General features: G+C 69.9%; 24 protein-coding genes and 2 tRNA genes. 18 read left to right on the plus strand and 8 right to left on the minus strand.

The window, feature by feature from the left end:
- Window positions 1–14 precede the first annotated feature (14 nt).
- Genes yidC through rpmH form a run of 4 tightly spaced genes read right to left on the minus strand, consistent with a single transcriptional unit; the run spans window position 15 to window position 2,062 of the window.
- The gene (yidC, locus tag ACH4FX_RS07535; RefSeq protein WP_398476126.1) at window positions 15–1,187 is read right to left on the minus strand and encodes a membrane protein insertase YidC; all 1,173 of its coding nucleotides are present in this window, start codon (window positions 1,185–1,187) and stop codon (window positions 15–17) included.
- A gap of 3 nt (window positions 1,188–1,190) precedes the next feature.
- Entirely contained in the window at window positions 1,191–1,508 is a 318-nt protein-coding gene (gene yidD, locus ACH4FX_RS07540) for a membrane protein insertion efficiency factor YidD (protein ID WP_073765378.1), read from the minus strand.
- On the minus strand, window positions 1,505–1,903 hold the full coding sequence (rnpA, locus tag ACH4FX_RS07545; RefSeq protein ID WP_398476127.1) for a ribonuclease P protein component: 399 nt from the start codon (window positions 1,901–1,903) through the stop codon (window positions 1,505–1,507). The genes yidD and rnpA overlap by 4 nt, the downstream gene beginning before the upstream one ends.
- Window positions 1,904–1,924: 21 nt before the next feature.
- Complete coding sequence (rpmH, locus tag ACH4FX_RS07550) at window positions 1,925–2,062, minus strand: 50S ribosomal protein L34 (protein WP_003949374.1); 138 nt, start codon at window positions 2,060–2,062, stop codon at window positions 1,925–1,927.
- Window positions 2,063–2,420: 358 nt separating this feature from the next.
- On the opposite strand from rpmH, the gene dnaA reads away from it, so the two are divergent.
- The 11 genes from dnaA to ACH4FX_RS07605 all read left to right on the plus strand — a co-directional run bounded on the left by dnaA (window position 2,421) and on the right by ACH4FX_RS07605 (window position 17,586).
- Window positions 2,421–4,358 carry a chromosomal replication initiator protein DnaA gene (gene dnaA, locus ACH4FX_RS07555; RefSeq protein WP_398476128.1) on the plus strand — a complete coding sequence of 646 codons (1,938 nt, stop codon included), beginning with the start codon at window positions 2,421–2,423 and terminating at the stop codon, window positions 4,356–4,358.
- Window positions 4,359–5,452: 1,094 nt separating this feature from the next.
- Window positions 5,453–6,583 carry a DNA polymerase III subunit beta gene (dnaN, locus tag ACH4FX_RS07560; RefSeq protein ID WP_398476130.1) on the plus strand — a complete coding sequence of 377 codons (1,131 nt, stop codon included), beginning with the start codon at window positions 5,453–5,455 and terminating at the stop codon, window positions 6,581–6,583.
- 353 nt (window positions 6,584–6,936) lie between these two features.
- On the plus strand, window positions 6,937–7,818 hold the full coding sequence (gnd, locus tag ACH4FX_RS07565) for a phosphogluconate dehydrogenase (NAD(+)-dependent, decarboxylating) (protein ID WP_398476132.1): 882 nt from the start codon (window positions 6,937–6,939) through the stop codon (window positions 7,816–7,818).
- An 81-nt stretch (window positions 7,819–7,899) separates the two neighbouring features.
- Window positions 7,900–9,036 (plus strand): DNA replication/repair protein RecF, encoded by a 1,137-nt coding sequence (gene recF, locus ACH4FX_RS07570; RefSeq protein ID WP_398476134.1) that lies wholly within the window; start codon window positions 7,900–7,902, stop codon window positions 9,034–9,036.
- A 19-nt stretch (window positions 9,037–9,055) separates the two neighbouring features.
- Window positions 9,056–9,631 (plus strand): DUF721 domain-containing protein, encoded by a 576-nt coding sequence (locus ACH4FX_RS07575; RefSeq protein ID WP_398476136.1) that lies wholly within the window; start codon window positions 9,056–9,058, stop codon window positions 9,629–9,631.
- A gap of 261 nt (window positions 9,632–9,892) precedes the next feature.
- Window positions 9,893–11,947, plus strand: coding sequence for a DNA topoisomerase (ATP-hydrolyzing) subunit B (gene gyrB, locus ACH4FX_RS07580; protein WP_398476138.1), 2,055 nt, complete (start codon window positions 9,893–9,895; stop codon window positions 11,945–11,947).
- A 69-nt stretch (window positions 11,948–12,016) separates the two neighbouring features.
- A complete protein-coding gene (gene gyrA / locus ACH4FX_RS07585; protein ID WP_398476140.1) occupies window positions 12,017–14,641 on the plus strand; it encodes a DNA gyrase subunit A in 2,625 nt (874 codons plus the stop codon).
- A 15-nt stretch (window positions 14,642–14,656) separates the two neighbouring features.
- Window positions 14,657–15,391 carry a DUF3566 domain-containing protein gene (locus tag ACH4FX_RS07590; RefSeq protein ID WP_398476142.1) on the plus strand — a complete coding sequence of 245 codons (735 nt, stop codon included), beginning with the start codon at window positions 14,657–14,659 and terminating at the stop codon, window positions 15,389–15,391.
- Window positions 15,392–15,507: 116 nt separating this feature from the next.
- Window positions 15,508–15,584 (plus strand) — tRNA-Ile (locus ACH4FX_RS07595).
- Window positions 15,585–15,802: 218 nt separating this feature from the next.
- Complete coding sequence (locus tag ACH4FX_RS07600) at window positions 15,803–15,937, plus strand: DLW-39 family protein (RefSeq protein ID WP_003958712.1); 135 nt, start codon at window positions 15,803–15,805, stop codon at window positions 15,935–15,937.
- 260 nt (window positions 15,938–16,197) lie between these two features.
- The gene (locus tag ACH4FX_RS07605) at window positions 16,198–17,586 is read left to right on the plus strand and encodes a hypothetical protein (protein ID WP_398476144.1); all 1,389 of its coding nucleotides are present in this window, start codon (window positions 16,198–16,200) and stop codon (window positions 17,584–17,586) included.
- Window positions 17,587–17,680: 94 nt separating this feature from the next.
- Here the strand turns inward: ACH4FX_RS07605 and ACH4FX_RS07610 are convergent, their stop codons facing one another.
- Window positions 17,681–19,114 carry a serine/threonine-protein kinase gene (locus ACH4FX_RS07610; RefSeq protein ID WP_398476146.1) on the minus strand — a complete coding sequence of 478 codons (1,434 nt, stop codon included), beginning with the start codon at window positions 19,112–19,114 and terminating at the stop codon, window positions 17,681–17,683.
- 94 nt (window positions 19,115–19,208) lie between these two features.
- Window positions 19,209–19,757 (minus strand): DNA-binding protein, encoded by a 549-nt coding sequence (locus ACH4FX_RS07615; RefSeq protein WP_125046046.1) that lies wholly within the window; start codon window positions 19,755–19,757, stop codon window positions 19,209–19,211.
- Window positions 19,758–19,886: 129 nt separating this feature from the next.
- Here ACH4FX_RS07615 and ACH4FX_RS07620 point away from each other — a divergent pair.
- Window positions 19,887–19,959: transfer RNA gene (locus ACH4FX_RS07620), tRNA-Ala, on the plus strand.
- Between the two features lie 261 nt (window positions 19,960–20,220).
- On the opposite strand, the gene ACH4FX_RS07625 is transcribed toward ACH4FX_RS07620, so the two are convergent.
- Window positions 20,221–20,931, minus strand: coding sequence for a DUF5324 family protein (locus ACH4FX_RS07625; protein WP_398476148.1), 711 nt, complete (start codon window positions 20,929–20,931; stop codon window positions 20,221–20,223).
- A gap of 308 nt (window positions 20,932–21,239) precedes the next feature.
- Between ACH4FX_RS07625 and ACH4FX_RS07630 the strand changes: the two genes are divergently transcribed.
- Both ACH4FX_RS07630 and ACH4FX_RS07635 read left to right on the plus strand, forming a co-directional pair.
- Window positions 21,240–21,767 (plus strand): peptidylprolyl isomerase, encoded by a 528-nt coding sequence (locus ACH4FX_RS07630; protein ID WP_398476150.1) that lies wholly within the window; start codon window positions 21,240–21,242, stop codon window positions 21,765–21,767.
- Window positions 21,768–21,919: 152 nt separating this feature from the next.
- Window positions 21,920–22,828, plus strand: coding sequence for a rhomboid family intramembrane serine protease (locus tag ACH4FX_RS07635; protein ID WP_398476152.1), 909 nt, complete (start codon window positions 21,920–21,922; stop codon window positions 22,826–22,828).
- 424 nt (window positions 22,829–23,252) lie between these two features.
- Here the strand turns inward: ACH4FX_RS07635 and crgA are convergent, their stop codons facing one another.
- Entirely contained in the window at window positions 23,253–23,510 is a 258-nt protein-coding gene (crgA, locus tag ACH4FX_RS07640; protein WP_398346694.1) for a cell division protein CrgA, read from the minus strand.
- 149 nt (window positions 23,511–23,659) lie between these two features.
- On the opposite strand from crgA, the gene ACH4FX_RS07645 reads away from it, so the two are divergent.
- The 4 genes from ACH4FX_RS07645 (at window position 23,660) to ACH4FX_RS07660 (ending at window position 26,190) form a co-directional block, all read left to right on the plus strand.
- Window positions 23,660–24,430, plus strand: coding sequence for a DUF881 domain-containing protein (locus ACH4FX_RS07645; protein ID WP_398476154.1), 771 nt, complete (start codon window positions 23,660–23,662; stop codon window positions 24,428–24,430).
- 51 nt (window positions 24,431–24,481) lie between these two features.
- Window positions 24,482–25,273, plus strand: coding sequence for a class E sortase (locus ACH4FX_RS07650; protein ID WP_398476155.1), 792 nt, complete (start codon window positions 24,482–24,484; stop codon window positions 25,271–25,273).
- A gap of 93 nt (window positions 25,274–25,366) precedes the next feature.
- Window positions 25,367–25,543, plus strand: coding sequence for a hypothetical protein (locus ACH4FX_RS07655; protein ID WP_398476157.1), 177 nt, complete (start codon window positions 25,367–25,369; stop codon window positions 25,541–25,543).
- The gene (locus ACH4FX_RS07660; protein WP_398476159.1) at window positions 25,540–26,190 is read left to right on the plus strand and encodes an aminodeoxychorismate/anthranilate synthase component II; all 651 of its coding nucleotides are present in this window, start codon (window positions 25,540–25,542) and stop codon (window positions 26,188–26,190) included. Before ACH4FX_RS07655 ends, ACH4FX_RS07660 begins: the two co-directional genes overlap by 4 nt.
- Window positions 26,191–26,376: the final 186 nt, after the last annotated feature.

The raw sequence follows: 26,376 nt of genomic DNA on the forward strand, positions 1-26,376 counted from the left end.
GGAAGGACTCCTTCTTACTTCTTGGACGGGTGCTTGGGCCGCTGCTGGCCCTTGCGCTGTCCGGACTTGGCGTTACGGGAGCCGGAGGCGGAGGAGCCGCCCTTCGGCTTGCTGTCCTGCGGTGCCTTCTTCTCCAGGGACTGCTTCTTGGAAGCGTCCGCGGTGGAGGCGTCGGAAGCGCTGGAGCCGGCCCCCGCGCGGGTACGCCGGGGCTGCTGGCCGCCACCGGCCGGCTTGCCTCCGGTGGGCTGGGTCTGGCGCTGGGACTTGGTCTGCCGCTTGGGCTGCTGCCGGTTCTGGCGCGCCTCCTCGACGGCCTTCCTGGCCTCGACCTCGGCCGGGTCCTCCTTGAGCTTGCCCTTGGCCCGCAGCCGCTCCTGGCGCTCCTGGAACGCCTTGCTGCCCGGGGTCGGGTTGCGGCGGATGACGAACATCTGCTGACCCATGGTCCACACGTTGGTGGTCAGCCAGTAGAGGAGGACGCCGACGGGGAAGCCGGGGAAGCCGATACCGAAGACGGCGAACATGATCGGGAAGACGTACATCAGCATCTTCTGCTGCTGCATGAACGGCGTCTTCACCGTCAGGTCGACGTTCTTGGTCATCAGCTGGCGCTGCGTGTAGAACTGCGACGCCGACATCAGGACGATCATGATGACGGTGACCACGCGGACATCGGTGACCGAGGCGCCCAGGGACTGGATCTTCTCCGGCGTGTCCAGGAACTTCGCGGCCAGCGGGGCACCGAAGATGTGCGCCTTCTGCGCGCTCTCCAGCAGCGACTGGTTGATGACGCCGACCGTCTGGTTGTTCGCGATGTGGCTGAGCACCTGGTACAGCGAGATGAAGAACGGCGACTGCGCCAGGATCGGCAAGCAGCTGGAGAGCGGGTTGGTGCCCGTCTCCTTGTACAGCTTCATCATCTCTTCGGACTGACGCTGCTTGTCGCTCTTGTAGCGCTCCTGGATCGCCTTCATCTTGGGCTGGAGCGCCTGCATGTTCCGCGTCGACTTGATCTGCTTCACGAAGAGCGGGATCAGGCAGATACGGATCAGTACCACCAGCGAGACGATGGACAGACCCCACGCCGCGCCACTGTTCTCGTCGAAGATGAGGCTGTAGAACGAGTGGAACTGGACGATGATCCAGGAAACTGCGTAATAGAGAGGACTGAGGATCGTGTCCACGAATCAGGCTCCTTGGGCGGTGGGCTGAGTCTCAGGCTGTGCGGCAGGCTCAGGGACGGTGGACCCGCCCAGACGGCTCCTCAGCCGCTGATGCCAGACCGGACGCTTCCGGGGTGGGACGTGGTCGACGCCACCTGGCGACCACGGATTGCAACGCAGGATGCGCCAGGCCGTCAGCGCGGTCCCTTTCACGGCGCCGTGCCGGTCGATGGCCGTATAGCCATAGTGGGAGCACGACGGGTAGTACCGGCAGACCGGCCCCAGCAAGGGACTGATGGTCCACTGATACAGCTTGATCAACAGCAGCAGCGGGTACTTCATCGCGGCACCCTCCCCTGACCTTCGGTTGGGGAATCTCCACCCAGCAGCCGCTGCAGCGCGGTGTCCAGGTCGCGGGCCAGCTGGTCGTGACCCGCATCACCCGCACCGGGCAGCGCCCGTACGACAACCAGGCTACCGGCGGGCAGCCGGTCCAGCCGGTCGCGCATCAGGTGGCGTAGCCGCCGCTTGACCCGGTTCCGGACGACGGCGACGCCGACGGCCTTGCTCACGACGAAACCCGCACGCGTCGGGGGAGGGCTCTCCCCCGCTGCGTGCGGGTCCGTTGCACCGCTGCGTAGATGGACGACGAGGAGCGGGCGCCCGGCCCTGCGTCCCCGGCGTACCGCGGTCGCAAAGTCCTCGCGCCGCCTCAGCCGATGCTCGGAAGGCAGCACGTCATGGACCTAGCTCAGGGCTCAGGCCGACAGGCGGGCGCGACCCTTGCCACGGCGGGACGCGAGGATCGCGCGGCCGGCACGGGTGCGCATACGCAGGCGGAAGCCGTGGGTCTTCGCGCGGCGGCGGTTGTTCGGCTGGAAGGTGCGCTTGCTCACTCGGGGGCTCCAGAGATGCTTGGTGTCTCCGGGGAGACAGGTGTGGGGCGTCGACTGGCTGTCACCGTGCGCCCACGAGTAGCTCGCAACGCCCGAGTGCACCGCTACTTCGATCACTAGAGCGCGATCTTTGCCCATCGGAGGCAGGCGGCAGCAGCCATCGACAACTCGACCTGGTTACGGTACGCGCGGCGGCGTCATCCGGTCAAACCGGCCCCCGGCCGGGACACACTATGCACAGCCTGTGGACAACAACTTGAATCACCACGGTCGCCCTGACTACCGTGGGTCAACTCCGATTCCTTCCCGCCCGTCCTGAGAATCACACATTCGTGGGACCTGTGAGAGAGCGTGCTCTGTGGCTGACGTACCTGCCGATCTTGCCGCAGTGTGGCCACGTGTACTCGATCACCTCCTACGTGCCGAGAGCGACAGCCTCAAGCCGAAGGACCAGGACTGGCTGAAGCGGACACAGCCGCTGGCACTGGTGGCCGACACGGCCCTGCTGGCCGTCCCCAACGAGTTCGCCAAGGGTGTGCTGGAGGGCCGGCTCGCGCCGCTCATCGGCGAGGCGCTGAGCCACGAGTGCGGCCGCCCGATCCGGATCGCGATCACCGTCGACGACTCCGCCGAGGAGCCGCAGTCCCAGCCGCCGCTGCCATCGGCCCCGCCGTCCCACGGACAGCAGCAGCGCCACCAGCCCCAGCAGCAGGGACAGCAGCACGACGCGTACGGCGGCTACGACAGCCGACAGAACGACGGCTACGACAACCGGCAGGGCTACGGGCACCAGGACGACGACCTGCCGCGCGTGCGCCCCGCCTACCCGGAGTACCAGCAGCAGCACCAGCAGCCCCGGCATGAGCCCGGCGCCTGGCCGCAGTCGCACTCCGGCATGGGCGGCCAGACCGGCCCCGGTCCGCGCGAGGAGTACGGATGGCAGCAGCAGCGCCTCGGCGGCTTCCCCGAGCGAGACCCCTATGCGACGCCGCCTCCCGCGCACGTACAGCAGCAGCATCAGCACCCTCAGCGTTCGCAGGGTGACTACCGTTCGCCGTCCTCCGAACACTCCGGCCCGCCGCAGCACCAGCACTCCGAGGGACACTCCCCGTACGAGCAGCAGCCGCCGCAGCGCCGTGACCTGGCCGAGCACCAGCCGCCCGCGCACATCCAGAACCCCGGCCCCGGCGGGCTGCCCGCTCCCAGCGGCGCCCCCGGCCCGCTCGCCGCGCAGCCCGCGCCCGCGACCGGCCCCGGCGAGCCGACCGCCCGGCTGAACCCGAAGTACCTCTTCGACACCTTCGTCATCGGCGCTTCCAACCGCTTCGCGCACGCCGCCGCGGTGGCCGTGGCCGAGGCGCCGGCCAAGGCGTACAACCCGCTGTTCATCTACGGCGAGTCCGGTCTCGGCAAGACACACCTGCTGCACGCCATCGGGCACTACGCGCGCAGCCTCTACCCGGGCACCCGGGTGCGGTACGTCAGCTCGGAGGAGTTCACCAACGAGTTCATCAACTCCATCCGCGACGGCAAGGCGGACGCGTTCCGCAAGCGCTACCGCGACATGGACATCCTGCTCGTCGACGACATCCAGTTCCTGGCCAGCAAGGAGTCGACGCAGGAGGAGTTCTTCCACACCTTCAACACGCTGCACAACGCGAACAAGCAGATCGTGCTGTCCTCGGACCGGCCGCCCAAGCAGCTGGTGACCCTGGAGGACCGGCTGCGCAACCGCTTCGAGTGGGGCCTGATCACCGACGTCCAGCCGCCCGAGCTGGAGACCCGGATCGCGATCCTGCGCAAGAAGGCCGTGCAGGAGCAGCTCAACGCGCCGCCGGAGGTGCTGGAGTTCATCGCCTCCCGTATCTCGCGCAACATCCGCGAACTGGAAGGGGCGCTGATCCGGGTCACCGCCTTCGCCTCCCTCAACCGCCAGCCGGTGGACCTGGGCCTGACCGAGATCGTCCTGAAGGACCTGATCCCCGGGGGCGAGGACGCGGCGCCCGAGATCACCGCGACCGCCATCATGGCCGCGACCGCCGACTACTTCGGGCTGACCGTCGACGACCTGTGCGGATCGTCGCGCAGCCGCGTCCTGGTGACGGCCCGGCAGATCGCGATGTACCTGTGCCGGGAGCTGACGGACCTGTCGCTGCCGAAGATCGGCGCGCAGTTCGGCGGGCGCGACCACACGACGGTGATGCACGCCGACCGCAAGATCCGGGCGCTGATGGCCGAGCGGCGCTCCATCTACAACCAGGTGACGGAGCTGACGAACCGCATCAAGAACGGCTGACGCGGCCCCGGCGAGGGGGCCGGCCCGTGCTTCGAGGGCGCCCCGGGACGTACGTACTCCCGGGGCGCCCTTCGCCGTTCGTACGGGAGAGCCCGGCGTGCGGGGAGCGCGCCCACCGGCTGGAGAGGCTCTGCCGTACGGAACGGCCCCGCCGTACGCGAGGCCGGCCGCACAGCCGAGCGTCCGCGGATCGCCGTACGGAACCGCTCCACAGCCGCCCCGAAGCCGCCGCAAGCCGTCCCAAGCCGCCTCCAGACCACCCGGAACCACGTCCGCGGCCGGTCTCGGACCGCGCTCAGGGCTCTCCCCGCCACCGCCCGCCGTCATCCCGAACCTGTGGAAGGACCCGCCTCTGTTCGATTCCGTGTCAGGTCACGGCCGTGCTCCACAGATTGGCCAAGATTCTTCCGTCCACATGCTGGGGACTGGGAAGTTATCCCTGTGGCTTCCACAGGGCAGCCGACCGCGGAGCCATCTGCCCAGGTCAGCGGCGTGTGGATTTGTGGCTAACACTCATCCACAGGGTGTGGACGAAAGATCGGCCCACAGCGGGCGGGACGCGTTGTCCACCGGCCGCCCACAGGTGACCCGCGCTTGTCCCCAGCTTCTCCACACCCCTGTCCACTGTTCGGCAAGGCGACACCCGTGCTCACTGGGGCGAGTGAAAGGCGTCACACCAAGGTGCCGGATTGGGCTGTGGGGAACCTGGGTAAAGCTGGGGACAGGACTGGGGAGAAGTAGGGCTCCCCTGTGTATGGGGTGTGCATGAACGGCGGCGGTCCACAGACACGGCCGCTTATCCACGGCTGCCACCCACAGGCCCGGTGGACAAAAAAACCGTGTTGACCTGCGCTGATTCAGTTGTCCACGGTTTCCACAAGCCCTACTACTACGACCACAGATAGCTACCGGGGAACTCGTTTCGAATCGGGTGCTGTGCACAACTTGGGGACCGGGCGTCCGACACCTCTCGACCCGACTTGACCCCGAGCAGCAACGGCTGTCGGTGACGTACGTCAGACTGGTCTCCGGCGACCCAGCCGACGAAGAAGGCCAGCAGGGCGAGAGCCAGCAACAGCAGGAGGCGGTTTCCGGTGAAGATCCGGGTGGAGCGCGATGTACTCGCGGAGGCAGTGGCCTGGGCGGCCAAGAGCCTCCCGGCCCGTCCGCCGGTGCCCGTCCTCGCGGGCCTGCTGCTGAAGGCGGAGGAGGGCAGCCTGAGCCTCTCCGGCTTCGACTACGAGGTCTCCGCGCGCGTGTCCGTGGACGCGGACGTGGAGGAAGAGGGCACGGTCCTGGTCTCCGGCCGTCTGCTGGCCGACATCTGCCGCGCCCTGCCCAACCGCCCGGTGGAGATCTCCACCGACGGTGTACGGGTCACCGTCGTCTGCGGCTCCTCGCGGTTCACCCTCCACACCCTTCCTGTGGAGGAGTACCCGGCGCTGCCGCAGATGCCGACCGCCACCGGCACCGTGCCCGGTGAGGTCTTCGCCGCGGCCGCCGCCCAGGTCGCCATCGCCGCCGGCCGCGACGACACCCTCCCGGTGCTCACGGGCGTACGGATCGAGATCGAGGGCGACACCGTCACCCTGGCCTCCACCGACCGCTACCGCTTCGCCGTGCGCGAGTTCCTGTGGAAGCCGGAGAGCCCGGACGCCTCCGCGGTGGCGCTGGTGCCCGCCAAGACGCTGCTGGACACCGCCAAGTCGCTCAGCAGCGGTGACAGCGTCACGCTGGCGCTGTCCGGCTCGGGCGCCGGCGAGGGGCTGATCGGTTTCGAGGGCGCGGGCCGCCGCACGACCACCCGGCTCCTGGAGGGCGACCTCCCGAAGTACCGCACGCTCTTCCCCACCGAGTTCAACTCGGTCGCCGTGATCGAGACCGCCCCGTTCGTCGAGGCCGTCAAGCGTGTGGCGCTGGTGGCCGAGCGGAACACGCCGGTGCGTCTGAGCTTCGAGCAGGGCGTGCTGGTCCTGGAGGCCGGTTCCAGCGACGACGCACAGGCTGTGGAGCGGGTGGACGCGGACCTGGAGGGCGACGACATCTCCATCGCCTTCAACCCGGGCTTCCTCCTGGAGGGCCTGTCGGCGATCGACTCCCCGGTGGCGCAGCTGTCCTTCACGACGTCTACGAAGCCGGCGCTCCTCAGCGGCCGCCCGGCCAAGGACGCCGAGGCGGACGAGGCGTACAAGTACCTGATCATGCCGGTGCGTCTCTCCGGCTGATTCCTCACAGGCTGTGGACGGCCGTGCACGGTGTTCGCCCCGTGCCGGCCGGCCGAGGCTCTTCCGCCCTGCCCCTGTCGCGCGCCGTCGGCCCGCGTCAGGGGCAGGGCTGTTTCTTGCCCGCCGCAGGGCGGAGGCTGTGGGCACCCGGTACGGCGGAGGCCCCCGCCACCTGGGCAAACGGTCCGGTACACAGCTCGCCCGAGCGGGCAGCCGCACATCCGGGACCTGACGCGGCCCGCCCGGCCCCCGGTTGTCCACAGCCCTGGGGGCCACGCCGCCGCGTCGTGGCTTCGCGCGTAAACTCGACGCGTAGGGCGGGGATGTGCCGTAACGCAACGTAAGGGGTACTGATGGAGCTCGGTCTCGTCGGTCTCGGCAAGATGGGCGGCAACATGCGCGAGCGCATCCGCCGCGCAGGCCACACCGTCATCGGATACGACCGCAACCCGGACCTGGCTGACGTCGACAGCCTCAAGGAACTGGTGGACGGCCTCAAGGGCCCGCGCGTGGTGTGGGTCATGGTGCCCGCCGGCGCCGCGACCCAGTCCACCATCGACGAGCTGGGCGAGCTGCTGTCCCCCGGTGATGTGGTCGTCGACGGCGGCAACTCCCGGTGGACCGACGACGAGAAGCACGCCGAGGAGCTGCGCGCCAAGGGCATCGGCTTCGTCGACTGCGGCGTCTCGGGCGGTGTCTGGGGCCTGGAGAACGGCTACGCGCTGATGTACGGCGGCTCCACGGAGGATGTCGCCAAGGTGCAGCCGATCTTCGACGCGCTCAAGCCGGAGGGCGACTACGGCTCGGTGCACGCCGGCAAGGTCGGTGCGGGCCACTTCGCCAAGATGGTCCACAACGGCATCGAGTACGCCATGATGCAGGCCTACGCCGAGGGCTGGGAGCTGCTGGAGGCGGTCGACTCGGTCACCGACGTGCGCGAGGTCTTCCGCTCCTGGCAGGAGGGCACGGTCATCCGTTCCTGGCTGCTGGACCTGGCGGTCAACGCGCTGGACGACGACGAGCACCTGGAGAAGCTGCGGGGCTTCGCCGCCGACTCCGGCGAGGGCCGCTGGACCGTCGAGGCCGCGATCGACAACGCCGTGCCGCTGCCCGCGATCACGGCGTCGCTGTTCGCGCGCTTCTCCTCGCGCCAGGAGGACTCGCCGCAGATGAAGATGATCGCGGCGCTGCGGAACCAGTTCGGCGGCCACGCCGTCGAGAACGCGAAGAAGTAAGCACCACGACGCAGTAAGCAAGCAGCAAGCAGTCCGGTAGCAGAAGTCCGGGACGGTAGCCGGGGGAGGTCGGCGCGCCACATGCACGTATCGCATCTCTCGCTCGCCGACTTCCGCTCGTACGCCCGGGTCGAGGTCCCGCTCGACCCGGGCGTCACCGCGTTCGTGGGCCCCAACGGGCAGGGCAAGACCAACCTCGTCGAGGCGGTGGGCTATCTGGCCACCCTCGGCAGCCACCGGGTCTCCTCCGACGCCCCGCTGGTGCGGATGGGGGCCGAGCGGGCCATCGTGCGGGCCGCGGTCGTCCAGGGCGAGCGGCAGCAGCTGGTGGAGCTGGAGCTGAACCCGGGCAAGGCCAACCGAGCCCGTATCAACAGATCGTCGCAGGTCAGACCGCGTGACGTGCTGGGGATCGTCCGGACGGTGCTGTTCGCGCCGGAGGACCTGGCGCTGGTCAAGGGCGATCCGGGGGAGCGCCGCCGCTTCCTGGACGAGCTGATCACCGCGCGGTCGCCGCGGATGGCGGGCGTGCGCTCGGACTACGACCGGGTGCTCAAGCAGCGCAACACGCTCCTGAAGAGCGCGGCGCTGGCCAGACGGCACGGCGGCCGGCAGATGGACCTGTCGACGCTCGACGTGTGGGACCAGCACCTGGCCAGGGTCGGCGCGGAGCTGCTGGCCCAGCGGCTCGACCTGATCGCCACGCTCCAGCCGCTGGCCGACAAGGCGTACGAGCAGCTCGCGCCGGGCGGCGGCCCGCTGGCGATGGAGTACCGCGGCTCGGCGGGCGAGGCCCTGGGCGGTGCCGCGACGCGCGAGGAGCTGTACGGGCTGCTGACCGAGGCGCTCGGCGCGGCCCGCAAGAACGAGATCGAGCGCGGTGTGACGCTGGTCGGCCCGCACCGCGACGACCTGCTGCTCAAGCTGGGCCAGCTGCCCGCCAAGGGGTACGCGAGCCACGGCGAGTCCTGGTCGTACGCGCTCGCGCTGCGGCTGGCCTCGTACGACCTGCTGCGCGGCGAGGGCAACGAGCCGGTGCTGGTGCTCGACGACGTGTTCGCGGAGCTGGACACCCGGCGGCGGGAGCGGCTGGCGGAGCTGGTGGCGCCCGGTGAGCAGGTGCTGGTGACCGCGGCGGTGGACGACGACGTGCCGGGCGTGCTGTCCGGGGCCCGGTTCGCGGTGTCCGAGGGCGCGGCGGAGAAGGTCACACCGTGAGCGGGCGACGGAGCCGGTGATGAGCGGCGAGCAACCGGACCGGTCCTCCGAGGAGTCCTCGGAGCGGCCGCCCGGCGCCGAGCAGCCCAAGCCCCCGGAGCCGTCCGGGATCGACCTGGCCCGGCAGGCGCTGGTCGCCGCCAAGGAGCAGGCGCGGGCGCGGGGCGCCGCCGCGCGGCAGAAGAAGCAGGCGCGCCGCGGCGGCCTGCGGTCCGGCGCGCGTGCCGACGGGCGCGATCCGCTGCCCCTGAGTGCGGCGATCAACCGGCTGATCACGGAGCGCGGCTGGGAGACCCCGGCCGCGGTCGGCGGTGTCATGGGGCGCTGGCCGCAGCTGGTCGGCCCGGAGGTGGCGCAGCACTGCGAGCCGCAGCGGTACGACGAGGAAGCGCGCGTACTGACGGTGCAGTGCGACTCGACGGTGTGGGCGACGCAGCTGCGGCTGCTCGCGCCCCAGCTGGTGGCCCGGCTGAACCAGGATCTCGGCCAGGGCACGGTCAAGCTGATCAAGGTGCTGGGACCGGGCGGTCCGGCGCGGCGGTACGGGCCGCTGCGCGCGCCCGGCAGCAAGGGCCCCGGGGACACATACGGCTGAGGTGTACGGGTGGGGCGGCTGAGACTCCGCTCACGGTAGCCGGAGGTTGACAGCCCGAAGCGCTGAACGCCCTCTAGAGCGTCCTGGGGGCCCGTCGCAGATATGGGGAGTCGGCCAACGGCACTTCAGGGCGGCACATGACGACTCAGGCGCCCGCAAACCCCCATTAGTGTCGGCGCTACCGGTAGACTGGTAGCAATCCCGCCCACTCGCGGAACATGTCGAACGACGCAGCCGCCCTGCTTCTGATGGAGGCGGCTCGTGCTGTGCCAGAAAGGGCGCTTCGTGGCCGACTCCGGCGACCTCAACGAGAACAAGACGGCTTCTACTGAAGGGGGGGTTCCTGCCGGCGCCAGTGGCGACTCTCCGGAAGAGAAGTCGTACGACGCCAGCGCGATCACCGTCCTTGAGGGCCTGGACGCGGTCCGTAAGCGTCCGGGCATGTACATCGGCTCGACCGGTGAGCGTGGTCTGCACCACCTCGTGCAAGAGGTCGTCGACAACTCGGTCGACGAGGCGATGGCCGGGCACGCGGACACCATCGACGTGACGATCCTGCCGGACGGCGGCGTGCGCGTCGTCGACAACGGCCGCGGCATCCCCGTGGGCATCGTGCCGTCGGAGAAGAAGCCGGCCGTCGAGGTCGTGCTGACGGTGCTGCACGCGGGCGGCAAGTTCGGCGGCGGCGGTTACGCGGTCTCCGGTGGTCTGCACGGCGTCGGCGTCTCCGTCGTCAACGCGCTGTCGCAGAAGGTCGCCGTCGAGGTCAAGACGGACGGCTACCGCTGGACGCAGGACTACAAGCTCGGTGTGCCGACGGCGCCGCTGGCCCGTAACGAGGCCACCGAGGAGACCGGTACGTCGGTCACGTTCTGGGCCGACGGCGACATCTTCGAGACGACCGAGTACAGCTTCGAGACGCTGTCGCGGCGTTTCCAGGAGATGGCGTTCCTCAACAAGGGCCTGACGATCACGCTCACCGACGAGCGCGCGGCCCATGTGGACGAGGAGGGCAATCCGCTCTCGGTCAAGTACCACTACGAAGGCGGCATCGTCGACTTTGTCACGTACCTGAACCAGCGCAAGGGCGAAGCGGTGCACCCCACCGTGATCGACATCGAGGCCGAGGACAAGGAGCGGTTGCTCTCGGTCGAGGTGGCGATGCAGTGGAACACCCAGTACACGGAGGGTGTCTACAGCTTCGCCAACACGATCCACACCCACGAGGGCGGTACGCACGAGGAGGGCTTCCGTGCGGCGCTGACCGGTCTGATCAACCGTTACGCCCGGGACAAGAAGCTGCTGCGGGAGAAGGACGACAACCTCACGGGTGAGGACATCCGCGAGGGCCTGACGGCGATCATCTCCGTCAAGCTCGGCGAGCCGCAGTTCGAGGGCCAGACCAAGACGAAGCTGGGCAACACCGAGGCCAAGACCTTCGTGCAGAAGGTGGTCCACGAGCACCTGACGGACTGGCTCGACCGCAACCCGAACGAGGCCGCGGACATCATCCGCAAGGGCATCCAGGCCGCGACGGCGCGGGTGGCGGCCCGTAAGGCCCGGGACCTGACCCGGCGCAAGGGGCTGCTGGAGACGGCGTCGCTGCCCGGCAAGCTCTCGGACTGCCAGTCCAACGACCCCACCAAGTGCGAGATCTTCATCGTCGAGGGTGACTCCGCCGGCGGCTCGGCCAAGTCCGGCCGTGACCCGCAGTACCAGGCCATCCTGCCGATCCGCGGCAAGATCCTGAACGTGGAGAAGGCGCGGGTCGACAAGATCCTGCACAACAACGAGGTGCAGGCGCTGATCTCGGCCTTCGGTACCGGTGTCCACGAGGACTTCGACATCGAGAAGCTCCGCTACCACAAGATCATTTTGATGGCGGACGCCGACGTCGACGGCCAGCACATCAACACCCTGCTGCTCACCTTCCTCTTCCGCTTCATGCGGCCGCTGGTGGAGGCCGGGCACGTCTACCTCTCCCGCCCCCCGCTCTACAAGATCAAGTGGGGCCGTGACGACCACGAGTACGCGTACTCGGACCGGGAGCGCAACGCCCTGATCGAGCTCGGCAAGCAGAACGGCAAGCGGATCAAGGACGACTCCGTCCAGCGCTTCAAGGGTCTGGGCGAGATGAACGCCGAGGAGCTGCGGGTGACGACGATGGACGTCGACAGCCGGGTGCTCGGCCAGGTCTCGCTGGACGACGCGGCGCGCGCCGACGACCTGTTCTCGGTGCTGATGGGTGAGGACGTCGAGGCCCGGCGTTCCTTCATCCAGCGCAACGCCAAGGACGTCCGCTTCCTCGACATCTGAGCCCTGTCGGCCCTCCCCCGCCCGGTGCGGGGCCCCAGCAGCCGCAGCTCGAAAGGACTTTGAACAGCAATGGCCGACGAGAATCCCCCCGTGACCCCGGACGGTGTGACCGTCGAGGGCACCGCCGCCGCCATCGAAGGCGTCGGTATGCGCGTCGAGCCCGTCGGGCTCGAAACGGAGATGCAGCGCTCCTACCTCGACTACGCGATGTCCGTCATCGTCTCGCGTGCGCTGCCGGACGTACGGGACGGCCTCAAGCCGGTGCACCGCCGCGTCCTGTACGCGATGTACGACGGCGGTTACCGCCCCGAGAAGGGCTTCTACAAGTGCGCCCGCGTCGTCGGCGACGTCATGGGTACGTACCACCCGCACGGTGACTCCTCCATCTACGACGCGCTGGTGCGCCTGGCCCAGCCGTGGTCGATGCGGATGCCGCTGGTCGACTCCAACGGCAACTTCGGCTCGCCGGGCAACGACCCGGCCGCGGCCATGCGGTACACCGAGTGCAAGATGAAGCAGCTCTCCATGGAGATGCTGCGGGACATCGACGAGGAGACCGTCGATTTCCAGGACAACTACGACGGCCGCAACCAGGAGCCGACGGTCCTGCCGGCGCGCTTCCCGAACCTGCTGATCAACGGCAGCGCCGGCATCGCGGTCGGCATGGCGACCAACATCCCGCCGCACAACCTGCGCGAGGTCGCCGCCGGTGCCCAGTGGGCGCTGGAGAACCCCGAGGCGTCCAACGAGGAGCTGCTGGACGCGCTCATCGAGCGCATCAAGGGCCCGGACTTCCCCACCGGCGCGCTGGTGGTCGGCCGCAAGGGCATCGAGGACGCGTACCGCACCGGCCGCGGCTCGATCACGATGCGCGCGGTGGTCGAGGTCGAGGAGATCCAGAACCGCCAGTGCCTGGTGGTCACCGAGCTGCCGTACCAGGTCAACCCGGACAACCTCGCGCAGAAGATCGCCGACCTGGTGAAGGACGGCAAGATCGGCGGCGTCGCCGACGTCCGTGACGAGACCTCGTCGCGTACGGGCCAGCGCCTGGTCATCGTCCTCAAGCGGGACGCCGTCGCCAAGGTCGTGCTGAACAACCTGTACAAGCACACCGACCTCCAGACGAACTTCGGCGCGAACATGCTGGCGCTGGTGGACGGCGTCCCGCGCACCCTGTCGCTGGACGCGTTCATCCGCAACTGGGTCAACCACCAGGTCGAGGTCATCGTCCGGCGCACCAAGTTCCGGCTGCGCAAGGCCGAGGAGCGGGCGCACATCCTGCGCGGTCTGCTCAAGGCGCTGGACGCGATCGACGAGGTCATCGCGCTCATCCGGCGCAGCGAGACGGTCGAGGTGGCGCGCGAGGGCCTGATGGGCCTGCTGACCATCGACGAGATCCAGGCCAACGCGATCCTGGAGATGCAGCTGCGCCGGCTGGCCGCCCTGGAGCGCCAGAAGATCACCGCGGAGCACGACGAGCTTCAGGCGAAGATCAACGAGTACAACGCGATCCTCGCCTCGCCGGAGAGGCAGCGGCAGATCATCAGCGAGGAGCTGGCGGCGATCGTCGAGAAGTTCGGCGACGACCGGCGCTCGAAGCTGGTGCCCTTCGAGGGCGACATGTCCGTCGAGGACCTGATCGCCGAGGAGGACATCGTCGTCACGATCACCCGTGGCGGCTATGTGAAGCGGACGAAGACCGACGACTACCGGTCGCAGAAGCGCGGTGGCAAGGGCGTACGCGGTACGAAGCTGAAGGAAGACGACATCGTCGACCACTTCTTCGTCTCGACCACCCACCACTGGCTGCTGTTCTTCACCAACAAGGGCCGGGTCTACCGGGCCAAGGCGTACGAGCTGCCGGACGCCGGCCGGGACGCGCGCGGCCAGCACGTCGCCAACCTGCTGGCCTTCCAGCCGGACGAGCAGATCGCGCAGATCCTGGCGATCCGCGACTACGAGGCCACGCCCTACCTGGTGCTCGCCACCAAGGGCGGACTGGTGAAGAAGACGCCGCTCAAGGACTACGACTCGCCGCGCTCCGGCGGTGTCATCGCGATCAACCTCCGCGAGACGGAGGAGGGCGCGGACGACGAGCTGATCGGCGCGGAACTGGTCTCCGCCGAGGACGACCTGCTGCTCATCAGCAAGAAGGCCCAGTCGATCCGGTTCACCGCCACGGATGAAGCGCTGCGTCCGATGGGACGCGCCACCTCGGGTGTCAAGGGCATGAGTTTCCGCGAGGGCGATGAACTGCTCTCGATGAATGTCGTGCGGGCCGGTACGTTCGTCTTCACCGCCACCGACGGCGGCTACGCCAAGCGCACCTCGGTGGACGAGTACCGCGTCCAGGGTCGCGGTGGCCTCGGCATCAAGGCCGCCAAGATCGTGGAGGACCGGGGCGAGCTGGTCGGCGCCCTGGTGGTCGAGGCGACGGACGAGATCCTGGCCATCACGCTCAGCGGTGGCGTGATCCGTACGCGGGTCAGCGAGGTCAGGGAGACGGGCCGTGACACCATGGGCGTCCAACTGATCAACCTGGGCAAGCGCGATGCCGTGGTCGGTATCGCACGTAACGCCGAGGCCGGTCGCGAGGCCGAAGAGGTCGACGGAGGCATCGAGCCCGAGTCGGCGGATGAGGCGGCGGGTACCGAGTCCGCGGTGGCCGAGGGCGGCGAGCCCACGGCGGAGTAACGCGAGGAGTAGGTCGTGAGTGGAGCCACGGGCGCTGCGGCGGGTGGATCGGGAGACAGGAAGAGCTCCCGGTCGGGACCCGCGACCGTGACGGAAGACAGCGCCCGTGGCTCCGCCACGTCCGGCGGCACCTCGTCCGAGGACTCCTATCAGGGGGGAACCGTGACCGACACCCGTCAGCCGTATCCGCAGCAGCCGCACTCCGCGTCCCAGCCGCAACCCCCTGCGCAGGGGAAGGCGTCCGGGAGCCAGGGCGGGGGAACCCAGGGCGGCGGAGCGCCGTACCAGCCGCCCCAGGCGTACCGCTCGGGTGCGGGACAGGGCGCGGGGGCGCAGCAGGGGGTGCGCCTGCCGCGTACGGGCGCCCGTACGACGCCGCGTACGCGCAAGGCCCGGCTGCGTGTCGCCAGGGCGGACCCGTGGTCGGTGATGAAGGTCAGCTTCCTGCTGTCCATCGCGCTCGGCATCTGCACGATCGTGGCGGTCGCGGTGCTGTGGATGGTGATGGACGCGATGGGGGTGTTCTCCACCGTCGGCGGCACGATCAGCGAGGCGACGGGTTCGGGCGACGGCGGCGGCTTCGACCTCCAGACGTTCCTCTCGCTGCCGCGGGTGCTGCTGTTCACGGCGGTGATCGCGGTGATCGACGTCGTGCTCGCCACGGCGCTGGCCACGCTCGGGGCCTTCATCTACAACATCTCGGCCGGGTTCGTGGGCGGTGTGGAGCTGACCCTCGCCGAGGACGAGTGACGGCCGCGGGTGTCCCGGAGGGGCCGTGCCGCGGCCCCGTCCGGGGGTGATCCCCGGACTCCGGGGACACGATTTTGGGAACGCCTCTGAAGTGCGCTAATCTTTCGGTGCAGCGCGGGGCTATAGCTCAGACGGTTAGAGCGCTTCCCTGATAAGGAAGAGGCCACAGGTTCAAGTCCTGTTAGCCCCACCAGCGCGAAGAGGTCCCACCGGAGACGGTGGGGCCTCTTTCGCGTTCGGGCGAGGTACCGGGGCCCGGGGCGGCCTGCGGCGGTCCGGGGCCGGCGCAGGCCGGGTGCGTCCGGCGGGCCGCTGTGGATTGGTCAGGGCCTAGGTCACCGAACGGTATCGACCGGTGTGTATCATCGGCCCCCAGAGGTCCCCTACGTCAACGAAAGACGAGGTCGCGCGGTGAAGAAGCTTCTCCTGGTCGCACTGGCCGCCATCGGCGGGCTCCTCGTGTACCGCCAGATCCAGGCGGATCGCGCCGAGCAGGATCTGTGGACGGAGGCGACCGACTCCGTGCCCGCAGGTTCGGGTGTGTGAGACGCAGCAGTTCGTCTTCCAACGTACGTACCCCGGCCACCGTGCGACGGTGACCGGGGTCTCGTGCGTCCGGGGGCGGGACGGCGCGCGGTAGCGGCGTGCGGTACGGGATGCGCCGTACGTCACGCGGGCGCGGCCGTACCGAACGGGTTTGCCATAGCACATACATAGCTTGCAGAAGCAAATGTCGTGAGGGGTGGCTCGTGGTGAGGGGGCGCACGGTCAGGGTCGGGCGTGCCAGGAGGCTGGTGCCGGTCCTGATGCCCGTGGTGATACCGGTGCTGGTCTCCGTGCCGGCCGTGGTGGCGGTACCGGTCCTGCCGGGGACCGCGACGGCGGCACCGGCGGAAGGTTTACGGGGCTCGCCACCCACCTACAGAACAGCGGCCGGCGCCCAGGCCGTACGGGGCACCGAAGGCCCGTCCGGCGCCCCGCGCATCGCCCCCGGCACCTACACCGACACCCTCGACCGCGGCGACGAGAAGTACTACGCCGTACACCTGGACGCGCGGTCCAGCGCCTACCTCTCGGCGGTGGCCGCACCCCGGCCCGGCAGCGAGGTCGCGGACCACACCGACAGCCTGATGGTCAGCATCCGGGACGCCGACGGCAACACCTGCTCCCCGGGCGGCAGTACGTCCTTCCGCGGCCGCGGGATGGCGTACCCGATCGCCGACTACGCCACCCGCCGCATCGACGGCCCCCGGACCAACTGCCAACGGGCGGGCCGCTACTACTTCGTGGTCAAGCGCGTCGCCAGGGCATCCGCAGCGGGCGCCGGCCGCTGGCCCGTCGAACTGCGCTTCCAGCGCGAGCCCGGCCTCACCGGCACACCACCTGCCCAGCCCGGCCCCGGCACCTGGTCCACCCAGGCGCCCGTGCCGCTCACCGGCGGTACGAAGAAGAACACCGAGGGCGGCACCGGCTTCAACGACGCCGCACCGATCGGCAAGGGCGTGTGGCAGGACCGGATCAGGCCGGGGGAGACCCGCTTCTACCGGGTGCCGGTGGACTGGGGGCAGCAGCTCAACGCCAGTGTGGAACTGCCTGCGGGAGAGCTGGAAGGGGCTGGTGGTGGTGCGGGCTCGGATGCGGGCCCAGGCAGCGGAGTTGGGGCGGGGCGCGGGGCTGTGCGGCAGCCGGGCGTGGTGGCCGGCTCGCGGCTCGTGGCCAGCGCGCTGGGGCTGGGGGTGTACAACCCGGCACGCGGCCCGGTCAGCGACACCCGCTTCGTCCCGTACGACGGCAAACCGGCCGCCGCCAGGGTCTTCACGGCCCCGGTGCACTACGGCAACCGCTACAACGCCGCCGCGCCCGTCAGCGCGATGCGCTTCGCGGGCTCGTACTACCTGGCCGTGTCGCTGCACCCGGACGCCGCGAAGTACTTCAAGGACGGAGCACCGATCACGCTACGCGTCGATCCCGTAGGCCGCCCGCAGCCCGGCCCCGGCTACCGGGAGAAGACCACAGACTTCTCCGTCACTCCACAGCAACGGGCGCCGGGCGGCGAGGAGCTGACTTCCCGGCAGTCAGCGCAGCATGGGGCCTTGCGGTTGGTGGGGTACGGGGGCATCAGTACCGGGACGGTGCTGCTGCTGGCGCTCGGGGCGTGGGCAGTGGTGGCGCGCTGGAGGGGCGGGCGGGGCTGAGTTGGGGGTGCGCCTGGTCCATGGACGTGCTCGGCCTGGGGCCGCGGGTCCGGCCAACTGCCGGTGGGCCATCAGCCGTCAGCCGCAGGCCCGATCAGCTGATGGATAGTGCCCAGACACCGACCGCGATGCACAGCAGCGCTACGACGATCACCGGTACGGCGATCTTCGGCGGTGGCCCCGGCCGCCGCTGTGGCGACGCCCGGTGACGGCGGGCCGCGGCACGTCCGGCGGGTGGCCTGGGCTGTGGCCAGTCAGGTGTGTACGGACGGGTGGCCGGGGGGTGCGGGATCGGATGCTGGGGCGCGGGTAAGCCGGTGGACGGGGGCGCGAGGGGGGAACTGCCGATGTCGGACACGTCCGTCGCGGGCGGCGGCGTAGCGAGCGGTGGCGGAGGCGTCGCGGGGAGCGGCGGTACGGAGGGGAGCCGTGGGGGTGCGTCGGCGCTCCGAGCCGGCGGGGCCGGCGGAACCGGCGGCGCCGCCTCGGAGGTACCTGAGCCCGCAGCCGTACCCGAGCCAGAGCCCGCCGAGGCCCCCGTTGCCGTGCCCTCACCCGAGTGTGAACCCGCTCCTACCTGTGCCCCCGCCCCTTCTCGTCCAGCCGCGCCTTCCTGCGCAGCCGCCCCTCCCGCGGCCCCCTTCCCCCGCAGCGGACCATCCGGCCCGTACCCGGCCGGCAGCGGGCCGATGTGGTCGAAGACCTCGACGATCTCGTCCTCGATCGTCGCTTCCGGCAGCAGTTCGGCCGCCGCGAGCAGCGCTTTGCGCGCCCCGGCAGCCGTCTTGAAGCGCGCCTCCGGGTCCGGTTGCAGCAGGGTCGCCAGCACCTGCCACAGCGGCTCCGTGATGCCCTCGGGCGGGTCCGGCGTCCCGTACTCCGCGAAGCGTTCGATCAGCCCCTGGGCGTCCGGCCTGGTGCCGGTCAGCAGGTGGACCGCGACCAGGCCGACGGCGAACAGGTCGCCGGGGAAGTCGGGATCGGCGCCCAGCAGTTGTTCCGGCGCGAAGTAACCGGGCGTACCCACCACGTAATTGGCGTCGGTCAGCCGGGGCTCGCCCTTGCGCATCGAGATGCCGAAGTCGGACAGCCGGACGTGCGGCCGGCCGGTGCCGGTGGCCTCCAGCAAGATGTTCGCGGGCTTGATGTCGCGGTGCACCACGCCTTCCGCGTGGACCGCGGTCAGCCCGGACAGCAACTGGTCGAGCAGGACGCACACCAGGCGCGGCGGCAGCGGCCCGTAGTCGCCCACCAGATGCGCCAGCGAACCGCCGTGCACGAGGTCCATGGTGAACAGGACCTTGTCGTCGTCCGCGGCCCAGCTCGCGGGAGCCACAACGTGCGGGTGGTCGATGCGTACGCCTTGCTCGCGTACGAACCGCAGCAGCGTGTGCGCGTCGCTCTGTTGCAGCACCTTGGCCGCCACGTAACGGCGGCGGCGCTGGTCCCAGGCGCGCCAGACCGCGCCCACGCCGCCCCGTCCGATCGGGTCGATCAGTTCGTACCGACCGGCGAAGACCTCACCCATTGCGCCCCGTCCGCCTACCGAACCACCGGACTGCCCGACTCCGGGAGGGCGCCGCGTGCGCCGCCCCGGCTGCTCGCCGCCTGAGAGCCTGTGTCTAGCTCTGGTGGGCCTCGTAGTGGGAGACCGCGTCGGCGGTGCGCCCCGCCCCGTAGACCCTGAGGAACTCTGCCAGTTCGGGGTGGGTGGGGGCGAGGGTGTTCGCCGCGTCGATGATGTCGCCGGCGGCCGAGACCGAGCGCAGCAGCGACTGGATCTCGCGGACGACGCGCCGTACGGTCGTCGCGCCCGTGGACGAGGCGGTCTGCGCGGTGTTGTTCAGCACCGAGCCGCCCGCGGTCTTCTTGATCTCGTCCATCCGGTCGGTGGCCTCGGCGGCGCTCACACTGCCGTCCGCGACCTGCCCGGCCAGCTCCTGGAGCGCCTGGACACGCTGGACGACGGCCGGGTTCCCGATCTTCGCCCGCTGCCCGCTCATCAGCTGCGACAGCATGGGCGCGGACAGACCGAGGACGGACGCGAGCCGGGCCTGGTTGAGACCGAGATCGTCGATGAGACGACGGAACAGCGCCCCAAGAGGCTCCCCGTACCAGCTCCGCTGCAGCTCCCGAGCACGCGCGGTGGCTTCTTGCTGTGCTGCGTCCATGGCGTCTCCCCTGTCTCCCCGATCGCGCTTCGCTGCCGCGAATCTCGCGGAGCATCCTACGGAGACCACCTGCGCGCGGCGATACCCGGTCGGGAAACCTCCCGGGCACCGGGTACCCTGGTTCGCGACGGGGCCTTAGCTCAGTTGGTAGAGCGCTGTCTTTGCATGGCAGATGTCAGGGGTTCGACTCCCCTAGGCTCCACTCGTCAAACCCCTCTGACCTGCGGAAACGTGGACGGAGGGGTTTTTGCGTGCCCGATTTGGGGTGCCCGATGGGGCAGTCGGAGGGACGGTGTTCCCGGGACCGGGCGCAGTGTCTGCGGGGCGGTCCCGGTGCGAACGGAGTGGCCCCGAGGCGGAGGCGGTTGCGTCCGGCGTGGGGGGCGACTGCGCGAACGGGCCGTGCCGCAGGTCCTCCAAGGGGACTGCGGCACGGCCCGGAGTGTTGCCGGTGGGGCGAGGGTCAGGGGGTGGGGCCCTTGGGGGGCTCCTCGGCTTCGGCCTCGGCCTGTTTGGCCTGGACCTCCGGGTCCAGTACGGCGGCGTCGACGGCGGTCAGCGTGGTGCGTTCGTTGACCTCGGTGGCGGCCGGCGGCTCGACCAGCCAGTCCGGGTTGGCCTGCTTGTCCCACCACTTCCAGGCGGCGTAGGCGCCACCCGCGAGGATGCCCACGATGGCCAGGCGCTTCGCGGCCCTACCGGCGCGCCGACGGCGGTCGTGCTTCTTGACGATCTTCTCGATCTCCTTGGCCGACACCTGGCCGCGCAGGGCGGCGAGGGCGGCGGTGCCGCGTGCCACGGCCTGGTCGCGGACCGGTTCGGCCGCGGCCCGCGCGCTCTGCACGGCGTGTTCCACGCGCGGCGCCGTGTAGTCGGCGGCCTGGCGGGCGGCCTTGCGGGTGCGCACGGCGGCCTGGCTCGCGGCCTTGTCGACCTTCGGGGGCAGGGCACCACGGGCGTGTTCGAGGCGGGGCTGCACATGGGCGTCGTACTGACTGCGTGCCTGGTGAGCGGCCTCGGCCACCTTGGGTGCCAGTCGCGTACGGGCCTCGTGCGCATAGTGCGCGGCGGTGTCCTTGGCCGTACCGGCATACGGAGCCACCACCTCCGCCGCGTGCCGCACGCTGTCCTTGGCCGAACTGGTCGCCGCGCGCACGCTGTCCTTGCGGGTCACGGGATCCTCCTCCTCGGTGGCGTGTCCGGGGGGCTCGGGGGTTGTCCCCCAATGTCTGCTGTGTCGCCTGTCCACCCGATTCAAGATCATGCCTGCCCATGCGACATACGGCATGTGCGGGCGGGCATCCGGGTCATTGGGGACCTTACGGAGCCTTGGGATGACAATGCCACGCTTTGCCGGAGCGTGCGCCGGTTCGGCGGTACCGATGGCCGAAAGGCGGGCGGGACGTGGGCCGGTGTCCGGGTGCGGGGCGGGCGTCCGTGCGAGGATCGGAGTTCGTCAGTGCAGACTATGGAAGGTAGATCGTGGCTGAGCAGCTCTACGCCACCCTGAAGACCAATCAGGGCGACATCGAGATTCGGCTTCTGCCGAACCACGCGCCGAAGACGGTCAAGAACTTCGTCGAGCTCGCCAAGGGTGAGCGGGAGTGGACCCACCCCGAGACCGGCAAGAAGACCATGGAGAAGCTGTACGACGGCACGGTCTTCCACCGGGTGATCAGCGGCTTCATGATCCAGGGCGGCGACCCGCTGGGCAACGGCACCGGCGGCCCCGGGTACGAGTTCGCGGACGAGTTCCACCCCGACCTGTCCTTCAACAAGCCGTACCTGCTCGCCATGGCCAACGCCGGCCCGGGCACCAACGGCTCGCAGTTCTTCATCACGGTCTCCCCGACCACCTGGCTGACCGGCAAGCACACCATCTTCGGCGAGGTCACCAGCGACGCGGGCAAGAAGGTCGTGGACGCCATCGCGGCGACCCAGACCAATCCGCGTACGGACCGTCCGGTCAACGACGTCGTGATCGAGTCGGTCGTCGTCGAGAGCCGCTGACGCGCGGCGCCCGGCCCCGAGCGGACTCAGGTGTGCGCGGGTGACGGGTGTGCGGGAACCATTGCGCCCCGCCCGGTCGTAGATCGGGTGGGGCGCGCACTTCGTTCGTGCGGTGACGTCCGCACGGATCGCAACGAGGGACCGAGGGGACCATGGACCAGGTGCCAGGCAGCCCACAGGAGCCGCGGGACGCGCGGGCGGGCGACGGCGCGCCCGGCTGCTACCGCCACCCGGACCGTACGACGGGCATCACGTGTACGCGCTGTGAGCGGCCCATCTGCCCCGAGTGCATGGTCAGCGCATCGGTCGGGTTCCAGTGCCCGGAGTGCGTACGCGGCGGCAGCGGTACGGGCAGTACGGCGCAGGCCGCCGCCCCCCGGACGATCGCCGGCGGCACGCTGACCGCGGACCCCCGGCTGGTCACCAAGGTCCTGCTCGGCATCAACGTCGCGGTGTTCCTCGCGGTGCTGTCGGTGGGCTCCGGTCTGGTGCAGGACCTGGAGATGATCGGCGGGGCTTTCGTCCCCGAGGACCTGAAGTTCATCGGCGTCGCCGAGGGCGAGTGGTACCGCCTGCTGACCGCGGTGTTCCTGCACGAGCAATTCATGCACATCGCCTTCAACATGCTGTCGCTGTGGTGGCTCGGCCCGCCGCTGGAAGCGGCTCTCGGCCGGCTCCGCTTCATCGCGCTCTACCTGCTCTCCGGCCTCGGTGGCAGCGCGCTGTCGTATCTGCTGGCCGCGCAGAACCAGCCCTCGTTGGGGGCGTCCGGCGCGGTCTTCGGGCTGCTGGGCGCGACGGCCATATTGATGCGCCGCCTGAACTACGACATGCGGCCGGTGCTGATCCTGCTCGCGCTGAACCTGGTCTTCACCTTCGCGTGGCCCAACATCGCGTGGCAGGCGCACGTCGGCGGGCTGGTCATCGGCGCCGCGGTGACGTACGGGTTGGTGCACGCGCCGCGCGCCCGTCGCGCGCTGGTGCAGGGCGCGACGTTCGCGGCGGCGTTCCTGGTGATCGTCGCGGTGGTGTGGGTGCGGACCGTCCAGCTCGTGGGCTGAGCCGCGGGCACGATGTGCGGCCGACCGGTTCCGGCCTGTGAAAAACCTGTGCGAGACGGGTTGTCCACAGTGTGTGTCGGATCTTGTGCACCGGGTGGGCAGCGCCGTTCGCGACCCGTACCGATGTGCGTTTTCCCAGGAAGCGCCGGGTGTGGCAGTGGCCCGGGGGTGGGGGTGCCAGTCACACCGGCGTCAACAGCCGGGAAGTTATCCACAGATCTTCTGAAGTTTTCCCCGGCTGTGGATAACCGTGTGGATGGCCTTGGGCAGGGCTTGCGCCAGGACGGGGGCGGGCCCACCGGATCGTGGCGATCCGGGGGCCCTCGCAGGTCCTCGCTCCCGGCCGGTGCCGGTCGGCTCGGCCGGGCCGGCTACCGGCCGGTCCGTACGGCCGTGGTCGCCCCGGCTGCGTCCACCGGTCCGGCTACTTCCACTGGGTGGACACGCCGAAGCCCACCGCGATGAAGCCGAAGCCGCACACGATGTTCCAGTTGCCCATCGCCTTGACGGGCATGTCGCCCCCCGTCACATAGAAGAGCACGATCCACACCAGACCGATCAGGAACAGCGCCAGCATCACCGGGGCCACCCAGCCCCGGCCGGAACTCATGCGCAGATTGGTCGTCTGCTTCGCCGGCGGCGGCGTGAAGTCGTCCTTCTTGCGGATCCGTGACTTCGGCACGAGGAACTCTCCTGTCGATGATCTGCGTGACCGCACTGGGGGCGGATGATGCGGGATGCGGGCCGGGCGGGAGGTGACGGGGAGCGGTTTCCCTCCCCGGGCGTCCGTTAGCGTAGTGCTTCCGCGGCGTCGTAAGGAGCAAGGGTACGTTGAGCACTTCCGCTGACTCCCCCGGCCGCCCGTCGCGCCGCCGTCTGCGGCCGGTGCGCCTGCTGACACTGGCCGTCTTCGCGCTGGCCGGACTGATCTTCTGGCTGAGCTTCGACACCGCGCGCGGTACCGACCTGCGGTCGGACGACTCGATGCTGCGCCTGTCCGACCTCATCCAGGAACGCAGTCACAAGAACGGCGCCCACGACGAGCGCAACGCCGCGCTGCGCGACGAGGTCGAGGCCCTCGCGCACCAGGACAGCGGCAACACGGAGGCCGAGGACGCCAAGCTGGCGGCGCTGGAGAAGAACGCGGGCACCAAGCCGGTCTCCGGCCAGGGGCTGACCGTCACCCTCACCGACGCCCCGCCGAACGCCACCGCCAAGATCCCCGGCGTGCCGGAGCCGCAGCCCAACGACCTGGTCATCCACCAGCAGGACCTCCAAGCCGTGGTCAACGCCCTGTGGCAGGGCGGGGCCAAGGGCATCCGGGTCATGGACCAGCGGCTGATCTCCACCAGCGCGGTGCGCTGCGTCGGCAACACGCTGATCCTCCAAGGCCGCGTCTACTCGCCGCCCTACAAGGTCACCGCCGTGGGCGACCGCGCCACGCTGAACAGGGCGCTGACCGCCTCGCCGGCCATCCAGAACTACATGCAGTACGTGAACGCCTACGGCCTCGGCTGGAAAGTCGACCAGCACGAGGCGGTGACTCTGCCCGGCTACTCCGGCACAGTGGATCTCCACTACGCACAGCCTGTGAAGCCGTGATCCGCCGGCCGCCCGCATCGGCGCCGGCGGCCGGGGAGGGGGCGGTCCGCCATGACGGTTCGGTCCGGTGCGGCGGCGCGGTACGGGGCGCGAGGCCGGGGCGGGGTGAAGGGGCGGCCGGGGGCGAAGGGGCGGTCCGGCGGGGCGGCGCGGCTGATCGTCCGGACGGTCAGCGAGGTGTGCGTGACCGTCGGCACGCTGATCGTGCTCTTCGTCGTGTATGTCCTGTTCTGGACGGGCGTACGGGCCGACAGCGCGATGGACGGGGAGATCGGCAAGCTCCAGGACCAGTGGTCCTACGGCCCGGCCGCCGCCGGCACTCCCGAAGGCGCCGCCGGGCAGCCGAGCGGGCCGACGGGGCAGCCGCCGTACGAGAACGGCCAGCCCTTCGCCGTGATGTACATCCCCCGCTTCGGCGCCGACTGGAGCAAGCCCGTGCTGGAGGGCACCGCGGTGGACGTCCTCAAGAAGGGGCTCGGGCACTACGAGCACACCGCGCGGCTCGGCGGGACGGGCAACTTCGCGGTCGCCGGCCACCGTCGCACCTACGGCGACCCCTTCAAGGACTTCCCGCGGCTGCGGCCGGGCGACGCGGTGGTCCTCACGGACGGGCGGACCTGGTTCACGTACCGGATCGACCGGCGTCCGTACACGACGCTGCCCACCGATGTCGGAGTGATCGACCCCGTACCGCATAAATCGGGATACAACGGACCGGGCCGGTACCTCACTCTGACGACCTGCGAGCCGGAGTGGGGCCACAGCCACCGGCTGATCGCCTGGGCGCACCTGGATTCCACCCAACCCGTAGAGCGCGGAAGGCCGTCGGCTTTGACCGGCTGACCCCCCGGTCCGTGCCCTCGCCCTTTAGTCTGGTGGGGCGATCGACATCGATCGGCACGGTCATCGTCATCGGCGAAGAGGGACAGCGACAGCATGTACGGCTGGATCTGGCGGCATCTGCCGGGCAACGCATGGGTGAAGGCGCTGATTTCACTCGTGCTCGTGCTGGCGATCGTCTACGTGCTCTTCCAGTACGTCTTCCCGTGGGCGGAGCCGCTGCTCCCCTTCAACGACGTCACGGTCGACCGGGGAACGGGCGCCGTCCGATGACCGCGCGGATTCTCGTCGTCGACAACTACGACAGCTTCGTCTTCAACCTCGTCCAGTACCTCTACCAACTGGGTGCCGAGTGCGAGGTCCTGCGCAACGACGAGGTCGAGCCGCGGCACGCCCAGGACTCCTTCGACGGGGTGCTGCTCTCGCCCGGGCCCGGCGCTCCCGAGCAGGCCGGTGTCTGTGTCGACATGGTGCGGCACTGTGCCGACACGGGTGTGCCGGTCTTCGGTGTCTGCCTCGGGCTGCAGTCGATGGCAGTCGCGTACGGCGGTGTCGTGGGGCGGGCCCCCGAGCTGCTGCACGGCAAGACGTCCCTGGTCTCCCACGAGGGAGCGGGCGTCTTCAAGGGGCTGCCCACCCCCTTCACCGCCACCCGCTACCACTCCCTGGCCGTGCAGCCCGGCACCGTTCCCGACGAGATGGTGGTCACCGCCTGGACGGGCGACGACGCCGAGACCGGGGTGGCGATGGGGCTGCGGCACCGTGAACTGCCCGTGGAGGGCGTCCAGTTCCACCCGGAGTCGGTGCTGACCGAATGGGGCCACCGGATGCTCGCCAACTGGCTGGTGGAGTGCGGGGATTCCGGCGCGGTGGAGCGTTCGGCGGGGCTCGCCCCGGTGGTCGGCAAGGTCGGCGCGTGACTGACCTCCGTCCCGAACGCGAGGATCGGTCCTACGGGCCGGCGCGCGACGCCGACGGCGCGTATGACCGGGAGGCGTTCGAGGCGGCCGTGGGGCAGCTGGCCGACCCGCTGATGGATCCGCTTCCGGGCCATCCCCCGGCGGAGCCCCGGACGGGCGCTGAGCGGAGTGGGCAGGGCGCTGGTC

This window comes from Streptomyces sp. NPDC018019, assembly GCF_044327805.1.
GTDB lineage: Bacteria > Actinomycetota > Actinomycetes > Streptomycetales > Streptomycetaceae > Streptomyces.